The 17,143-nt window shown below is 66.9% G+C and carries 14 protein-coding genes; 6 read left to right on the forward strand and 8 right to left on the reverse strand.

Going from position 1 to position 17,143, the window contains the following annotated elements:
- Window positions 1-76: 76 nt before the first annotated feature.
- Window positions 77-1,663 carry an ABC transporter substrate-binding protein gene (locus tag VFC51_04515; protein ID HZT06269.1) on the forward strand — a complete coding sequence of 529 codons (1,587 nt, stop codon included), beginning with the start codon at window positions 77-79 and terminating at the stop codon, window positions 1,661-1,663.
- A gap of 63 nt (window positions 1,664-1,726) precedes the next feature.
- On the opposite strand, the gene VFC51_04520 is transcribed toward VFC51_04515, so the two are convergent.
- The 8 genes from VFC51_04520 to VFC51_04555 form a co-directional block, all read right to left on the reverse strand.
- On the reverse strand, window positions 1,727-3,439 hold the full coding sequence (locus VFC51_04520; GenBank protein ID HZT06270.1) for a peptide ABC transporter substrate-binding protein: 1,713 nt from the start codon (window positions 3,437-3,439) through the stop codon (window positions 1,727-1,729).
- Between the two features lie 26 nt (window positions 3,440-3,465).
- On the reverse strand, window positions 3,466-4,575 hold the full coding sequence (locus tag VFC51_04525) for an amidohydrolase family protein (protein HZT06271.1): 1,110 nt from the start codon (window positions 4,573-4,575) through the stop codon (window positions 3,466-3,468).
- 107 nt (window positions 4,576-4,682) lie between these two features.
- Entirely contained in the window at window positions 4,683-6,386 is a 1,704-nt protein-coding gene (locus tag VFC51_04530; GenBank protein HZT06272.1) for an ABC transporter substrate-binding protein, read from the reverse strand.
- 380 nt (window positions 6,387-6,766) lie between these two features.
- Window positions 6,767-7,255: a hypothetical protein gene (locus tag VFC51_04535; protein HZT06273.1), complete on the reverse strand. Its 489-nt coding sequence runs from the start codon at window positions 7,253-7,255 to the stop codon at window positions 6,767-6,769.
- Window positions 7,256-7,274: 19 nt separating this feature from the next.
- On the reverse strand, window positions 7,275-8,795 hold the full coding sequence (locus tag VFC51_04540; GenBank protein HZT06274.1) for a cobyric acid synthase: 1,521 nt from the start codon (window positions 8,793-8,795) through the stop codon (window positions 7,275-7,277).
- Window positions 8,795-10,033, reverse strand: a complete 1,239-nt coding sequence (locus VFC51_04545; protein ID HZT06275.1) for a histidinol-phosphate transaminase — start codon at window positions 10,031-10,033, stop codon at window positions 8,795-8,797. The genes VFC51_04540 and VFC51_04545 overlap by 1 nt, the downstream gene beginning before the upstream one ends.
- Window positions 10,030-10,959: an adenosylcobinamide-phosphate synthase CbiB gene (gene cbiB, locus VFC51_04550; GenBank protein ID HZT06276.1), complete on the reverse strand. Its 930-nt coding sequence runs from the start codon at window positions 10,957-10,959 to the stop codon at window positions 10,030-10,032. Before cbiB ends, VFC51_04545 begins: the two co-directional genes overlap by 4 nt.
- A 380-nt stretch (window positions 10,960-11,339) precedes the next feature.
- On the reverse strand, window positions 11,340-11,801 hold the full coding sequence (locus VFC51_04555; protein HZT06277.1) for a transposase: 462 nt from the start codon (window positions 11,799-11,801) through the stop codon (window positions 11,340-11,342).
- A 293-nt stretch (window positions 11,802-12,094) separates the two neighbouring features.
- Here VFC51_04555 and VFC51_04560 point away from each other — a divergent pair, with 293 nt between their 5' ends.
- From VFC51_04560 to groES, 5 genes are all read left to right on the forward strand, one after another.
- Window positions 12,095-12,904 (forward strand): aspartate/glutamate racemase family protein, encoded by an 810-nt coding sequence (locus VFC51_04560; protein ID HZT06278.1) that lies wholly within the window; start codon window positions 12,095-12,097, stop codon window positions 12,902-12,904.
- Window positions 12,901-13,374, forward strand: coding sequence for a VOC family protein (locus tag VFC51_04565; protein HZT06279.1), 474 nt, complete (start codon window positions 12,901-12,903; stop codon window positions 13,372-13,374). The genes VFC51_04560 and VFC51_04565 overlap by 4 nt, the downstream gene beginning before the upstream one ends.
- Before the next feature lie 79 nt (window positions 13,375-13,453).
- Window positions 13,454-15,490 carry a hypothetical protein gene (locus VFC51_04570; GenBank protein HZT06280.1) on the forward strand — a complete coding sequence of 679 codons (2,037 nt, stop codon included), beginning with the start codon at window positions 13,454-13,456 and terminating at the stop codon, window positions 15,488-15,490.
- 68 nt (window positions 15,491-15,558) lie between these two features.
- Entirely contained in the window at window positions 15,559-16,581 is a 1,023-nt protein-coding gene (tsaD, locus tag VFC51_04575; protein ID HZT06281.1) for a tRNA (adenosine(37)-N6)-threonylcarbamoyltransferase complex transferase subunit TsaD, read from the forward strand.
- 238 nt (window positions 16,582-16,819) lie between these two features.
- A complete protein-coding gene (gene groES, locus VFC51_04580) occupies window positions 16,820-17,110 on the forward strand; it encodes a co-chaperone GroES (GenBank protein HZT06282.1) in 291 nt (96 codons plus the stop codon).
- The last annotated feature ends 33 nt before the right edge of the window (window positions 17,111-17,143 follow it).

The raw sequence follows: 17,143 nt of genomic DNA on the forward strand, positions 1-17,143 counted from the left end.
CTGTGCCGGGCCAGCCCCCGGAGGCTCGGGGCCAGGTGCCGCGGCGACGAGCGGAGCGACCGCCGCCAAGAGTCGGGTGACTATCGCCATCGGCGCAGAACTGAACAACCTTGCAACGAAGCTCGAGGGCGGAAACACCTTCGCTTCGGAATTCGACTTTCTCAGCAACAGTCCCCTCACGGTGAAGGACGCCCACGGGTCCACCAGCCCATTGCTCGCCGCCGATCGCCCCTCCCGGGATGCGGGCACGTGGACCGTGAACCCTGACGGAACGATGACCACGGTGTGGAAGATTCGCGACAATGCCCGTTGGCATGACGGCGTGGCAGTCACGTCGAGCGACTTCATCTTCGCGTTCCGCGTCTACACGGATAACGCCATTCCCGTGCGAGATCGTGATCCTGAGCGCTTCATCGACCACCTCGACGCGCAAGACGACCATACGTTCACGGTCTACTGGAAGCAATCCTACCCGTGGGCGAACGAGCTGGGCGCAGGGCAGCTCGAGCCGCTGCCGGACCATATCCTCGGCAGCCTCTATACGGCCGGAGACCCTGACGCCTTTATGAACAACGCCTTCTGGTCGAGCACCGCGTACGTCGGAGAGGGACCGTACGTCCTTCACGAATGGAACCCTGGCGCGCAGCTCGTCTACCAGGCGTTCGACGATTACTTCATGGGTCGTCCAAAGATCGACGAGGTCGTCTTTCGCATCATCTCAGACAGCAACACCGTGGTTGCCAACGTGATGGGCGGCACTGTGGACGCAACGGTGGGCATCACGCTTGGACAGAAGGCCGGCGTGACGGTGAAGAGCCAGTGGGCGTCCACCGGCGCCGGTCAGGTGATCGTTACGCCCGTGCGGTTCCGCTATGTACAGTTCCAGCTCGACCCGGCCCGGACCGAGCAGCCGGCCCTTCTCGATCGCCGCGTGCGCCAGGCGATGGCGTACGGAATCGATCGTGCAACGCTTGCGGAGACCGTGACAGAAGGGACGTCCGGCGTTGCCGACGTGCCCGTCTCTCCGAACGATACGCTCTTTCCGTCCGTTGACCGCGCCATCGCGAAGTATCCGTACGATCCGAACCGAGCCCAGACGTTACTGCAGCAGGCGGGGTGGACCCGTCGTGGCGATACGCTCTCCGACGAAACGGGCCAATCGTTTGCCGTCGACATTCGGACGACGGCAGGCGCCGACAACGAGACCGAGGCCAGTATCATGGCGTCGGACCTCGTCAAGCTCGGCATGCAAGCGACGCAAACGGTCGCGGCGCAATCACGCATCCGGGACCTGGAGTACCGGGTCACCTTCCCTGGGCTGAACACCACCGCCATGTCCATCGACGTGCCAGGCACCTTCGTGATCGCCCTGTCGGACCAGTGTCCCACCGCCGACAAGCGATTCGTCGGATCCAACCGCGGCTGCTGGAAGAATCCCGAGTTCGACCGGCTGTATACGGTCGCGTCAACGTCCCTCGATCCGGCAGAGCGCGGGCAAGCCGTCGTCGACGCGCTCAAGATATTGACCGAGGACGTCGGAGTCCTCGGGCTGAGCTACAACTCTGAGAACATCGCGGTGCGAAAAGGACTGGCGGGGCCGGGGCCGCGCTGGCCTGCGCAGCAGGGTGACACCTGGAACATCCAGGACTGGCACTGGGAGTAGAAGGCCCGGCTATCCTGAGGGCGAAGCCGGGCGATCTTGCCCATCAGGCATGCAACGCCGGGCTTATCTCACGTCCCACTCATTCGCGTTCCAGGCATGACTCGACCGCGGATACCTGCCTCGGACGTTCTGCACGCGGTTGCTCACGAGGATCGGCTCGATGGTGTAGAAGAGCCCCAGCAGCAGCACCTCGTCGGTCATCTTGTGCATGATCTGCCCAACGATCTCGGTGCGCTCCTGCTTGGGGATCGTCACGTAGTAGCGGTCGATGAGCGCGTCGAACTCGGGGTTCATGTAGCGGGAGATGTTGGCGCCCGTATAGTTGTTCTCCTTCGTCGTGGCCTGGCTGCTGTGCATGTTGTTCAGCGCGCGAAGCTGGTTCGGGCGCTGCGTGATCTGGAACGTCGGGTAGTTCGTGTAGTACTCCAGGTCTCGCGTTCGCTGGATCGGGACGATGACCGGATCCACGGCAATGCCCACCTTGGGCAGCTCGTCGGCGATGTCGAGCAGGAGCTTGCGGCGCAGCTCGTCGCCCGCGTTTGCGCGGATCTCCAGCGAGAGCTTCTTGTTGGCTGCATCGACGAAGATCCCGTCTGGACCGCGTCGGTAGCCGAGGCTTTCAACCGTGGCGATCGCCTTCGCTGGATCGAAGTCGTACTTCACGATCTGGGGCTCGATCTCCCGGTACTCGGCCTCCGCGGGATTGAGGTAGCTGTGGGCGACCGTCGTGAGGCCGCGCATAAAGGTCTCGACCATCTGCTGCCGGTCGAGACCGTAGAGCACCGCCCGACGGAAGGTGGCGTCGGTGACCACTGGCGGGTCGGGCGTCAGGAATTGAGGCCACATCTGGATCCAGGTATAGGGCGCGGTCTCCAGACGGCCGTCTGACCAACGGCCGCGCACGTCGTCCGCCTCCTCGAGGTTGAGACCGCGCCCCATGTTGAAGTCCACGGCGCCCGAGAGGATGTTGGCGATCATCGTCGCCGGATCGGTGATGAAGCGGACCTCGATCTCGTCGAGCTTCGGCCGGCCCAGCACATACCCATTGTTGGCCGTCACGGTCAGATACGCGCCCCGCTCCCAGGACTGGAGCCTGAAGGGACCCAACCCGACGAAGTCGTCGGTCCAGTAGGGAAGATCGACGAACCCCGCTTTGTTCTCGTGGAATGGCTGTTCGAGTAGGTGCTTGGGGAGGGGGATGGCGAACTGGGGCGTGAACATACTATCGGCGTAGATGTAGGGCTGCTTCCACCGGACGGTAATCGTGCGCGCGTCGGGCGCCGCCGCGCTCTCGATGTTGTCCCACGCGCGGTCGCGGAAGACGCCGATCTCCTCATCGCGCACAACGTCAACGGTGAAAACGAGATCGTCCGCGGTGAACGGCACGCCATCGTGCCACGCTACGTTGCTTTTCAGTCGCCAGGTTGTCTCCATGCGACCGTCGGGAAACGTTTTCCACAGCCCGTTCTGCGTCGTGGGCAACTCCTCCGCAAGCCGCGGCGCAAAGCCCCCGCTCACGTCGAGGGTCGCGAGGCCGGTGTTCACCAGCTCTTCCAACGCTTCTGAGCCAGGGGGCGTGTACGACCCGGCCGAGCTCATCTGGTAGTTCAGCGTGAATGGGTCCCCTTGTACGGCCGCAACCACACGCTTGACGGGAGCGACGCTCCCGACCTCCCCAGTCGTGCGGGCCTGGCTACCCGACTCGCTCTTGGGACTCGCACACGCGCTCAGAACACCGAGCGCGACGATCGCGAGACACACATCGAACCTTCGCACAGCTCCTCCGAGAACACGATCGAGATTCAGGCGCCGACCGTCGCCGACCGTCCCCGCGCCTGGGTCTTGGTGACGGGGTCGATCCCGAACAGCTCGGCGGCGTTGAGGCCGAGGATGCGATCCTTCTGCGCATCGGTGAGCCGTGGGTTGGCCACCACGTCATCGACACACGCTTCGCCGGCGCCTCCCAGCCCATGGGGGAAGTCGATGGCCATCATCAGCCGGTCAGCCCCATACCGCTCGACGACGTACGCCATCGTCTCTTTCTCGGTTGTCACGTTGGCCGCCAGCCAGAAGTGCCGGAGGTATTCTGGCGGCCGGTGCTTGATCAGCTCGTCCACGCCCTCTTGATCGTAGACCTCATTCAACCGGTCCATCAGGTACGGCAGATAGCCGCACCCCGTCTCCATGAGGGCAATGCGGAGCGTGGGGAAGAGGTCCAGAACGCCACCCGTGATGAACGACGTGATGGCGAGCGAACCCTCATAGAGGAACCCGAGAGCGTTGTCGAGATGGTACTTGGTCAGCCGTTCCAGCCCGAGGAGCTTGCCGCTTCGGCTGGGGTGAAGAATGATAGGCACGTCCAGCTCCTCTGCCTTCGCGTAGACCGGCCAGAACTCCGGCTCGTCGAGGTTTCGTCCGTTGACGTTTGTGAAGAGCGTGGGCGCGTGGATCCCCAGCTCTCGAACGGCACGCTCCAGCTCGCGAACCGCGGCCGTTGGCGCCTGCATGGGGAGATGCGCGAGACCGATGAATCGACCGGGATATCGATCGAGGACGCGCGCGATGGCGTTGTTGTACGACTGGCAGACGCTGGTCGCGAGGTCCGCATCGACGTCGTAATGGAACGACTCGTTCGACGGCACGAGAACCTGCATGTCGACGCCCACTCGGTCAAGGAACTCGATCCGCACCTCCGGATCCCAGAAGCCCGGCCGCTGCCGGGAAAAGCGCAGCAGGTTCGGCAGGGCCCGCTGATGGGGCGACATATTGGCTTCGCGCTCGGGATACGTGATCCGGGACCGGCCCACGGCATCGAACCACACGCGCGGCCGACGGTCACCAAAGCGCGGATCGACGTCGTCGAACACGTCCTTCGGGAAGAAGTGCGAGTCGACATCGATGCGGATAGCCATGGAAGCACCTCCTCAGCCGTCCCGGTTACGCCCACACGGATGGCCAAGGCAGAACGTACCGGCTTCGCCGTCTGGTGTCAATTACGCGCTGGCTCGGACTGCCGCCGCTAGCGCAGCTCCCACTGATTGACGTTCCACGTCTCGTCAGCGGCGGGCGCGTGGGCGGCGTGCACATTGGGCAGGCGGTTCGAGATGAGCTTGGGCTCCGGCGCGTAGAAAATGCCGAGCGCCACCACCTGGTCGGTCATCAGGTGCATCATCTGACCCAGCGCCTGTATGCGCTCTGCCAGGGGAATCGTCGTCAGGTACTTCTCGACGTATCCGTCCAACTCTGCATTCATGTAGCGGGTGCGGTTCTTTCCGCTGAATTTGTTCGTCGGCAGCGCCGCTTGCGAGCTGACGATGCGTTCCGGCTCGAACGGCTGGCGGACCAGGTCCAAACCGGGGAACGTCGCGCGATATTCGCGATCGGACGCCTGCTGGCGCGGGACGATGACCGTGTCGACGCCGACGCCGACGTGCTGCCAGTAGTCGGCGCTCGAAAATACGATCTTCTCCTTTACGTCGTCGCCAGCGTTCGTCCGACTCTCGATCGTGAGCTTCTTCCCCGACGAATCGTGGTAGAAGCCGTCAGCGCCCTTCGCGTATCCAAGGCCTTCGATGAGGCTCGCCGCCTGACGGGGGTCGAACGGGTACTTCACAATGAACGGCTCCACCTGGGCGTAGTTCGGGTCGCCGACCTCCAGCCAGGCGTGGGCGACGGGCGCCTGCCCGTTCTGTAGGCTGTCCGACATGGCTTGCCGGTCCAGCGACATCAACAGCGCCCTGCGGAAGGCAACCTCTCCGAGAACTGGCGGATTCGGGGTGAGCGCCTGCGGATAGTGGGCGATCCAGTTGGAGGAAGAGGTCTCCATGCGCCCCTCAGGCCACTGACCCGCCACCTGGACGATCTGGTCGAGGTTGAACCCCCGTCCCACCGTGACCTGCACCTCGCCGGCCAGGACGTTCGCGATGAGCGCGTTCGGGTCCTGGATGAAGCGAACCTCGATGGTGTCAAGCTTGGGCCTCCCCAGGACGTACTGATCGAACGCGTCGACCACCATGTGACTATCGCGCACGAACTCCCGCAGCTTGAAGGGGCCGAGCCCCACGTAGTCGACGGTCCAGTACGGAAGATCCAGGTACGACGCCTTGTCGTTCAGATAGGCCTGCTCCAGCAGGTGCTTCGGCCTGGGCATGAGGAACTCCGACGAGAAGAGCGTGTCGGCGTCGATGAAGGGCTGAATCCACCGGACTGTGACGGTGCGATCGTCCGCCGCGTCGATGCCGTCGATCGACTTGTAGCCAGGGTAGCCGGGAAGCGCCAGATCCTTGTCCTGCCCCTCGGTCAACGTAAACACGAGGTCGCCGGCCGTGAAGGGCGTGCCGTCGTGCCAGACGGCGCCCTGGCGGATGACCCACGTCGTTTCCATCCGTCCATCCGGTGAAATGCGCCATTTGCCATTCTCAAGGGTGGGCACGGCCTCCGCCAGTTGTGGCTGCAGGCGACCATCGCCGTCGCGGATGACGAGGCCCGAATGAATGATCTTCTCCACCTCGCCCACGCCGCGCACGGATCCGGTCCCGGCCGTGTTGATCTCGTAGCTCAGGGTGTAGGGATTGCCCAGGATTCCAGCCGTGATTCGCTTCGCTCCACCTGCGGAGGACGGCGCGCTGGACCCGACCGGGCCCGTCCCGGATGGAGAGCCGGCGCACGCTGAAGCGAAGGTCGCAACGATCAAGACAAGAGCGCCCAGTCGAACGATGGTCAACCTCTCCTCCTCGTTGAGGCCCGGAGCATCTCGAACGCTCCAGGGTGTCAGCGAAGCTCGCCGATCCCAATGTCGGCGAGTGCAACTTCCATCTTAGCGCGTAGCGACTCGGTAATCTGCTCGAAAGTATCGAAAACAAGATTAGGAAATGTCGGGCGCAATGTCAAAAGATGCATCGTCGCAAATCGCACGCCCGCGAGATGCTTCGCCGGGCTCCGGATGACATTGGCTATTCGCCTGGCATGACCTTCACGCCCGCGGTTAGCGTGGCACTCGCGTCCGCGCTCGGCGCGGCCTTCACGTCATCCCGAGGGCGCAGCCGGAGGGATCTCCCAGCGCCACGCCGGTTGTGTTCACCCGCCGCGACAGGGCTCCGGGCGTCATGAAGAAGGCGTCTTCGATTCCCCCCCGGCCTGCTCGAGCCGCTCGGAGAACGACAGCCGACGAGCGCCGCCCCTCCCGAACCGGCGCTCGTCGCTGAGCTTCCGCAGCTCCGCCTCGCGAAAAAGGCGTTGAAAGTACTTCCCCTGGGACACGCCGGCCACCCGGAAGCCGCCGTCCTCCTCGACGATGCTCGAGGCTTCCACTGCACCCTTGCTCAGCTCCTCGCCGAGGGTTCGGAGCTGCTCGGCGAACTTCCCCTCCATGGCGAGGTCCGTGGGCTTGCGCCGAAGGGCGACGCCCTCGCGGTGCAGTGCTTGCAGCTCCCATTCCTGGAAGCTCCGCTGCTGCGGGCCGACGTGGTGCTTGTCCCACGAGGCAGTCAGGAACGTCTCGTAAAAGGTGATCTCGACCTTCGACGCGCGCTCGTCATCCAGGAGCTTCCCGAGAGCACGTAGCAGATCTGGCTGCTCACTCAGACTCGGCACATTGGCTCTCCACCCTCGTTCACGCCGACCCGACAGGTCCGGTGACGCCGGCGATCATGCGCAGCCGGCCCACATCTAGGGTACCACTCAGCGTGTCGGCCAGGCGGTCATACGCGTCGACCTCTGGTGGGGTTTCCGGCGGATCGAACCCCTTCCGTCCGCTAAACCAGTCGACAAGAGCCGCAACGACGGACGGATTGTGAAACAGCCCATGGAGGTACGTTCCCACCACGAGCCCGTCTGGGGACACTGCGCCGTCGAACCGCGCTCCGTCAGCCGTCACGATGCGCGCAAACGGCGCGCAAGACCCTGCTGTTCGCCCCATGTGGATCTCATAGGCCGCGATCTCGCGGCGATGCGCCGCGAGCGGGCCACGGTCCGCCACGAGGCTGCCACGGACCTGGCGTGTCTCTTTCTCCCGCGCATAACGGGAATCGACGGGTAGCAGGCCGAGCCCGTCCTCCCCGCCCGGGGCGTCCTCAACGCCGTCCGGGTCGTCGATGCGCCGCCCCAGCATCTGGTAGCCACCGCAAATGCCGAGCACGGCTCCGCCGCGCCGGACGTGAGCGATGACCGCGAGGTCCAGTGACCGCTCTCGCATGAAGGCGAGATCTGCCCTGGTCGTCTTGGTCCCAGGCAGGATCGCCAGGTCCGGTCTGCCGAAGTCCTCGAGGCGTTCGACGTACCGGACGCGCACCCCTGGCCGGCGCTGGAGCGGCTCCAAGTCGTCGAAGTTGGCGATGCGGGGGAAGCGGATGACCGCGACGTCCACCGACGCTCCCGGGGCGCCAGGAGCGTCAGGATCGGACCCCGATCGGGGCAGCCCGAGCGAATCCTCCTGCGCGATCGCCAGATCGGGGATCCACGGGACCACGCCCAGCACCGGGCGGCGCAGCCGCTCCTGGAGGTAGGTGATGCCGCCGGCGAACAGCGCCGGGTCGCCACGGAACTTGTTGACGACAAACCCCGCGATCAGCTCACGCAGCTCGGGCTCGAGCAGCTCCATGGTGCCGACGAGCGCCGCGAAGACGCCTCCCCGCTCGATGTCGGCGACGAGCAACACCGGTGCCCCGACCGCCCGGGCAACGCGCATGTTGACGATGTCCGATTCCAGGAGGTTCATCTCGACGGGACTGCCCGCTCCCTCGATTACCACGAGGTCGAAGGTCTCCACCAGTTGGTTCAGGCTCGCCTCGACCACCGGCCAGAGTTCTGGAACGCGTCGGTGGTATTCGGCGGCGTCCATGCTGGTGAGCACACGGCCCTTCACGACCACCTGCGACCGCGAATTTCCCTCGGGCTTGAGAAGAATAGGATTCATCTCCACGGCGGGGGCAACGCGCGCGGCCTCGGCCTGGGCAGCTTGCGCCCGGCCGATCTCGCCGCCGTCGGGTGTGACAAATGAATTGAGAGCCATGTTCTGCGCTTTGAACGGCGCGACCCGCAGGCCCTCGCGCTGGAACCAACGGCACAGCCCTGCCACGAGCACGCTCTTCCCCACGTGCGAGGCCGTGCCCTGGACCATGATCGCGCGTCCCATCAGGCCTGTCCGGAGCGAAGGTGAATGGGGTCCCCGGTACGGGCGAGCGCATCCGGCAGCGCGGCCAGCAATCGCTCCTGGTCGGGGATCGAACGAACGCCGATGCGAACGTGCGCTGGCAATCCGAAGGACGCGCAATCGCGCACCGCCAGCCCGCGCTCCAGCAGGCGCTCGGCAACAAGGCGTCCGTTCCCCACCTCGACGAGGACGAAGTTCGCGACGGAGGGTCTCGGCGCGAGGCCACGGCGGCGCAGGCCATCGACGAGGTGGTCACGCGAGGCAGCCACCGCGGCCCGCGCGCGCCGCAGGTGCGCGACGTCGGCGACGGCGTGGCATCCAGCCGCCTGGGCGACGCTGCTAACACTCCATGGCGGAACGACGCGCCGGACTATCTCGACTACCTCTGGCGCGGCGAGGAGCGCGCCCACGCGAATTCCCGCCAGCGCCGCGTCCTTGGTCATCGACCGCAGAACGGCGAGGCGGCCTGACTCGATCCCCGTGAGCGCCGATGGCAGGCCATCGGTCAGCAAGAGGTACGCTTCGTCGACGACGATCAGCGCCTCTGGCGCCGCGCGCATCACCTCGCCCAGTCGGCGCACGGGCAGCGCTTCCCCCGTTGGGTTGTTGGGATGACAGAGCCAGATCATGCGCGCGTCGGACTCGTGGGCGCATCGCGCGAGACCGGCCGCGAACTCCGCCGGGTCCCGCGCCTCGCCCCTCCCGTCCGGCCAGAGCAGCGGGGCGATCTGGACGCTCGCGCCGGTTGCCGCGGATGCCACCGCGTACTCCCCATAGGTCGGGCCGCAGACGAGCGCGGTGCGGCCTGGGCCCAGATACGCGCGGGCAACGGCCCAGATCAGCTCAGTCGAGCCGTTTCCGGCCACGACGCAGTCCGCGGGAATCCCTTCGCGCGTGGCGATCGCCGCGCGCAAATCGTGCGCAGTCGGGTCCGGATAGCGGGTCACGTCGACGCCCGCGATTGCATCCGCCGTTCCAGGTGGCGGCCCGATGACGTTGCCGTTGGCGCTGAAGTCCAGCACGCCGTCCGGGCGGTCCCGGGGCGAATGGTACGCGCCGTGCGTGGCCGGCGTCAGCGACGCGAGCCACGGCACTGGTTCGGGCCGCGCCGCGCTTCCCTCGACCGCCGTACCGCTCGGACCAAGCGCAGCGCGGCCGGGGCTCGCCGCCGGCGCCGCCTGATGCAGCGCAGTCGCTGGGTCGCCGCGATCAAACGTCACGTGCGCGCCCCCATTGATCGCGCGAACGCCATCGCGACGACGGCGGACAGAATGGCGACCAGGCGCGCCAAGCGGACCGCGCGACGGACGTCCGCTGGTTCGCACGCGCGGTATTCCGCTCCCAGTCGATAGTGCCCGCACTTCGCAAGTCGTCGCTGAAGGGCGCCGGCCATCGCAGCCATCGGCCAGCCCGCGTTGGGGCTCTCCGTTCGTCCGCTCTCCGACCGGGCTCGGGCAATTGCACCACGCCAGTCGGCACCCGCAATCGCCGCCACCGCGATCATGCCCGCCGTCATGCGCGCAGGCAGGTAGTTGGCCAGGTCATCCAATCTCGCAGCGGCCTTCCCCAGAAATTCGTACTCGCCATGGTAGCCGACCATGGCGTCCCATGTGTTGACCGCCCGATACACGATGGCGCCCGGTACGCCGGCCAGGAGAAACGCGTAGATCGGCGCGACCAGCGAGTCGCAGAGATTCTCCGCCACCGATTCGATGGCGGCTGAGCAGGCGCCTGCCGCCGAGAGACGGCTAGTATCCCGGCTCACCAGCGCCCGGAGCGACTCCCGCGCCGCATCCAGGCGCCCGCCCTCGACGTGGTCGGCCACCACGAGCGCCTCGCGCTCGAGCTGCCGGTACGACAGACACACCTTGAGGATCGCCCCGCCCGCCAGCACAGCCGCGACCCGGGATCGAGCTTCGATAGCCCGGAGCCCGAAGGCGGCCGCAAGACCCGCCGCCAGCGCGCTCCCCATAACTGCCGCGGCGCCATACACGAGGCGCGCGATGGCTCCGGAGCGCGGGGCTCGACCGGCCAGCGCGCCGACCCCGCGACCAAAGAGCGCCACCGGGTGCCATCGGGTTCTCGGGTCCCCGATCGTCAGCTCCAGAAGAGCGGCGACCAGCAGAATTCGCGCACGGTCATTCATGGTTCAAATTCCGCCGCCGCCCTGAAGGGCGGGCCCACAAACCGCCGCCCTGAAGGGCGGGCCCACAAACCGCCGCCCTGAAGGGCGGGCCCACAAACCGCCGCCCCGAAGGGCGGGCCCACAAACCGCCGCCCCGAAGGGCGGGCCCACAAACCGCCGCCCTGAAGGGCGGGCCCACAAACCGCCGCCCTGAAGGGCGGGCCCACAAACCGCCGCCCCGAAGGGCGGGCCCACAAACCGCCGCCCTGAAGGGCGGGCCCAGAAACCGCCGCCCTGAAGGGCGGGCCCAGAAACCGCCGCCCTGAAGGGCGGGCCGACGGCCGTGAACGCGCGACCAAGCTAGCCGGCTCGCTTGTTCGCGAGCCGGCTCGAGTGGCGCCCTAGGCATGCCCGAGGTCTCGCCCGCGAGTCTCTGCCACGTAGGGAGCCAATCCGATTCGGCCGAGCCACGCATACTGTTGCTCTGGCAGGCCGAACTTACCGGGGTTTGCGCAGACGTACCGGCAGGCGCTATCCACTGCCGCGTCTGTCGTGAGTTGAGCCGCCTGGTACTCATCGGCCCACAGATGCTCGCTCCGCAAGTCGAGCTTGAGATCCTGGCACGCCAAGAACACCCGTCGCGACGACACTCCTTTCAGGTTATTGAGGACCTTTGATCTTTCGTGTCCACTCGTTCCTGCGTTCAACACGATGTGGACATGATCTGGCATCACTGCCAGCGCCAATGCGCAATAACCATTGCGCTCTGTCACCTCGCGAATCGCTTCCGCGCAGACGAGAAGCAAATCCGGATCGGCGAACACCGGTCGCCTTCGATACGTTGAGAAGGTGATCAACCACATTTCGCCATCCCTGGCCCGCCCTTCAGGGCGGCTTCCTCCTCCCGCCGCGGCGTCACCCACATTTCGCCATCCCTGGCCCGCCCTTCAGGGCGGCTCCCCGCTCCCGCCGCGGCGTTACCCACATTTCGCCATCCCTGGCCCGCCCTTCAGGGCGGCTCCCTCCTCCCGCCGCGCCGTCACCCACATTTCGCCATCCCTGGCCCGCCCTGAAGGGCGGCTTCCTCCTCCCGCCCGCGCGTTGACGCCAATTTTGCGCATTCGTATAGTGCGCCCAGTGGAGGAGGTGCCGCGCCATGCGAATTATGGTCCTGAACCAGACGCCGGAAGACCCAACAAATGGCGAATACGCGGAGCGCGTCATCCCGATCCTCCGCAGCTACGCGTCGCCCGGAACCGAAGTGGACCTCTGTTTCCCCGACGACTACCCGGGCGCCGCGCTCTCGCAGGTCATGAACAGCCAGGGAATCCGATCCGAGCTGGACTACCACGTCTCGACCCCGGCCCTGATCAAGAAGATCGTTTGGGCCCAGCAGAACGGCTACGACGCCGTCGTGCAGAGCAACAATTTCGACCCTGGCGTCGAGGCCGCGCGGTTCGCCGTTCGCATCCCGGTCATCGGGATCTGCCGCACCAGCGTGCATGTGGCGGCGAGCCTCGCCGATCGGATCGGCATCACCGTTCCGTTCGATCACTACGCGCTCCTCACGCGGCGGCTCCTGCAGAGCTACGGCCTCCTCCACCACGTGATCGACATCCGCTCCATGGCGCTGGGCGGCGTGCCGCGCGGCGAACAGGTGGCCGTTCAGAGGCCCATCATTTTCGAGCGAGCGGTGGAGCAGATGCGAGCCCTGGCGCGCGAGACGGGCGCGGAGTGCATCGTGCCCCTCGGGGGCGCCGTCATCCCTTACATCGTGTCGCCCGTCGATCTGGAGCGGGAGGTGGGCGTGCCGGTGCTGAACCCGAAGGCGATCGGCATCTACGTCGCCGAGATGTGCGTGCGCGGCGGTATGTCGCAGAGCCCGATCGCATATCCGGCTCCTCGGCTCGTGGCGGAGGACTTCGAGGCCTTCGCACATGCGCCAGCCGGGGCAGGGCGCGCATGACCGACGCGCACGAACCCCCGGGCCTGTCCCACATCGGGCTTCGCACCGCGGACCTCGACCGCGCCGCGCGCTTCTACACGCGAGCGCTTCCGGGCGCTGTCCTACGGCGACGCGACGAGCCCGACCGCAGAGTCTGGGTGCGCGTGCTTGGCGTGACCCTGGAGATCGCAGAAGTGGCGGGCTGGAAGCCGCTGGACGAGGCGCAGCGCCGTGCGCTCCCACAGATTGGGCTGCTCGTCGGCCCACGGGAGCTGGACCAGATCGTCAACCGCCTCGACGCCGCCGGCGTTCCCCACCACGGACCTACCCTCAAAATGGCCGGTCAGGCGGTGGGCGTCTACTTTTCCGACTGCGACGGGAACCCGTTCTCCCTCTCGTGTCCGGAGGGGTACCCGAGCGCCGGGTTGCCGCGAAACGCCCGGATGTGGTTCCCATCTCCGTGGACATGGGCGGAGCCGGTCGGCGACTGACCAGCGGGTCACGCTTGGGTCTCACGGCGGCCGCGGGCCCGGTGCTCGTGTATACTCCGGGCGCCTTCAGGAGACCATGGTGGCCCACCTGCCACTTCGGATTGCCACTGTTTCGCCCGCCAACGGCAGCGGCGCTGACCATCCACCTGCCATCGTCTCGGGTGCCGTCCGCGCATGGCTCCGGGAGCGCCGGTCCGAGCCTTTCGCGGCGTGCGCCAGCATCCAGGGCGCCCCGGGCTACACGGAGGAGCTCCTCGCCGACGTCGAATCGGAGTTCCGCGCCTCTCCGCGCCTCTCCATCACCACGAGCCTGGGGCGCGCGATCCGCGTGGCCCACGCCCATCTCGTCGAGGAGAATCGGCTGACCCTTCCCGACCAGCGGCGCTCGGCGTCGGCGGTGCTGGTCGCGGCGCGGCCCAACGGGGTGTACATCTCACGCACCGGCACAGCAGTCGTCGGATCGATCCGGGCACGCGGCGTGTGGGCGCGCTCGGGCGATCCATCGCCCGTGCGCGCGGGCGTCGACGCACCCGGCATTGGCCGCGCGGTTACCCCGAACGTGACCAGCGAGTTTTGCCCCCTCGAGCCGGGCGACGCCGTGCTGCTGCTCCCCGGTGTTTCGGTCACCGAAATCCCGGATGCGGACCTCGCCGCGGCGCTCCACGACCCTCTGGATCTGGACCGCGTCGCGGCCCTGCTCAAGACCGCACGCGGCGAGACCTGCGGCCTGGTGATCTGGTGTCCGAAGGAGGAGGACGAGATCAGCCCAGGCGGCGACTGGATCGACTGGATGCGCGCGACGCGCTCGCCGGACCGCCGGACTCAGAAGTCCGAGAGCCCCATCGCCGAGCGGCCGACCCCACCGTCGCCTCCGCCCGCGATTCACCGCTCGGCGACGTCTGTACCGCCGCCCCGACTTCGGTTCGGCAATCGGCCCCGGGACGTGCTCGACGCGCTGGAACGAATCCGCACGGTGGCATCGGCGGCGCCGATGCTCGCGCGCTGGGTTCAACTGCCGCAGCTGGCCATGCTGCTGGCCGCGCTCGTGGTGGCGTTCTTCGTGGTGCGGACCGTGGCCGGCATCGCGGGAATCGGAGTGGACCACACCGTCGCCGACGCCCGCAGCATCGTGAAAGAGGCTGAGGCGAATCCGGACCCCACGGTCGCTTCGGCCCTGTTGGCGGACGCCATCGCGATCCTGGAACCGCGGGCGGCGCACGACGAAGACGCGCGGGCGGTGCTCCAGGAGGCGCGCGATGATCTCGACCGCATCCGCAACATCGTGCGCGTCACCCGGGTCACGACGTACAGCTTCGAGGTCGACCCTGCATTCCGACCGGTCGGTCTGTGGAATACGGACTCGGGCACGTACATTCTGGACCTGGGCGGACAGCTCCTGTACCGCTTTGACCAGAGTGCGGCGAGCCTCAAGATGGCGCTTCGACCCAACGACATGCTGGCCGGGCAGCCCCTTGGACAGTTCGTCACTGCCGCATGGTCGCCGGCGCGCGGCGTGGAGAGCCAGGGTCAGCTCGTGCTCATGGATACGCTGCGCAGCTTCGTCACCCTGGACGCGACGGGATCGACCGCCCAGCGCTGGTGGCCAGCGGACAACGCCGCATGGAAGCGCCCCGGCCCCTCCGCGGCGACGTACGACGACTTCTACTTTCTCGACACGGACCGCGCCGAGGTCTGGCGCTATCCGGCTCGGCTCCCCGGCGCCGCGGGCACCGTCGTCGCGACGGCCGCGGATGAGCCGCAGCTCGGCTCGGCGCTGGACTTGGCGACGGACGGAAATCTCTACGTGCTGCTTCCGGACGCCACCATCGCCAAGCTCGCTCCATCCGGGGGCGTCTTGCCGTTCGATGCCACCGTCCCCGACCAGCCCCTCACGGCGCCCGTCGCGCTCTTCGCACACCCGGATCTGGACGGCGTGTGGGCACTGGAGCCATCCGCGTCGCGCGTCGTCGAGTTCACGAGCGCGGGGGCATACGTGAGGCAGTACGTCTTCCCTCCCGACATGCTGCGGAATGCCATAGCGCTGAACGTCGACGCGGACTCTCAGGAGCTGCGCATCTTGACTCCGCAACAGATGGTGCTGGTACAACTAAGCTAGCGAACCACCACCCCTCAATGGCGAGAAGACGCCCTCCCCCTTCGTGCGGAGGGAAGCGGGATCTCCAGATGACGCGCGTGCTGGCAATCGAAAGCTCCTGCGACGAGACTGCCGCCGCCGTCGTGCGCGACGGCCGGTGGATCGAGGGGGACGCGGTCGCGAGCCAAATCGCGTTGCACCGTCCGTACGGCGGCGTCGTCCCGGAAGTAGCATCGCGCGCCCACGTGCAGGCATTGCTCCCGGTCATCCACGATGCGATGGAGCAGGCGGAGGTCGGCTGGAGCGACATCGACGTCATCGCCGCCACCCGCGGGCCTGGGCTCGCCGGGTCCCTGCTCATTGGGTTCAACTGTGCCAAGGCCCTCGCCTTCGGCAGAGAGCTGCCCTTCGTCGCCGTCAACCACCTCGAGGGGCACATCTACGCGAACTGGCTGGCGCCGTCCACGGCCGAAGCTACACCGCCGCCCGCGCCGGAGTTTCCCCTGCTCTGCCTCGTCGTCTCCGGCGGCCACAGCGATATGGTTCTGATGCGGAGTCACGGCGACCTCACGCGACTCGGCCACACGCGGGACGACGCCGCGGGTGAGGCGTTCGATAAAGTCGCGCGGATCCTCGGCCTCGGGTTTCCCGGCGGACCTGCCATCCAGGCGGCTGCCGAGCTTGGAGACCCGTCTCGATATCCCCTTGCCCGGGCCTGGCTGAAGGGGAGCCACGACTTTAGCTTCAGCGGTGTCAAGACCGCGGTGCTGCGCCTGACGCAGTCCTTCGGGGACGGGCCCATTCCCGTTGCGGACATCGCGGCGGCGTTCCAGGAGTCGGTCGCCGATGTCCTCTCCGCGAAGACGGCCCAGGCGGCGGAGGAGTTCGGCGCGCGGCAGGTCGCGGTCGCGGGCGGTGTCGCGGCCAACTCGCGCCTGCGGGCGATGGTGGCCGAGCGCTCAGCAGTTCCGGTATTGCTGCCGTCGCTGCGCTATTGCACCGACAACGCCGCCATGATCGCGAGCGCGGGCTATTTTCGATACCGCGACGGCGCCCGCGCCGATCTCGACACGGACGTGTCGGCGAACTTGCCCATCGCCACCTCTGGTTAGCGCCGTCACCACGGCGCAGGGCGCCACGCATGCGTTCCGACCAGCGGTTCCTTCCGACCTGCGCACGCGTCGGAAGCCCGTGTCCGTGGAAGTCGCCTCGGCTCCTTGCGCGCATCCGGGCCTTTCGCTAACATATCGGTTGGCGTTAGCACTCTGTGCAGTGGAGTGCTAAACCCGTGGCCGGCCCGGTGCCGGACCGTGGCTCCCCAGATTATGTCGCGTAGGAGGATGACGCGTTATGGCCAAATTGCAGCCGCTCGGCGACCGGGTTGTCATCAAGCCGATGTCCCGCGAGGAAGTGACCAAGAGCGGCATTGTGCTGCCTGACACAGCCCAGGAAAAGCCGCAGGAGGGCGAAGTCATCGCCGTTGGCCCGGGACGAACCCTCGAAAACGGTCAGCGCCAACCGATCGAGATGAAGGAGGGCGATCGCGTCCTGTTCTCCAAGTATGCCGGCACGGAGTTCAAGCTCGACGAGGACGAGCTCCTCGTGCTCTCCGAGCGGGACGTGCTGGCCCTCGTTCAATAACGCGTGTGGGAATCGAAGTTTCGGGCGCCCGAG

It is taken from the genome of Chloroflexota bacterium, from assembly GCA_035652535.1.
Lineage (GTDB): Bacteria > Chloroflexota > UBA6077 > UBA6077 > SHYK01 > DASRDP01.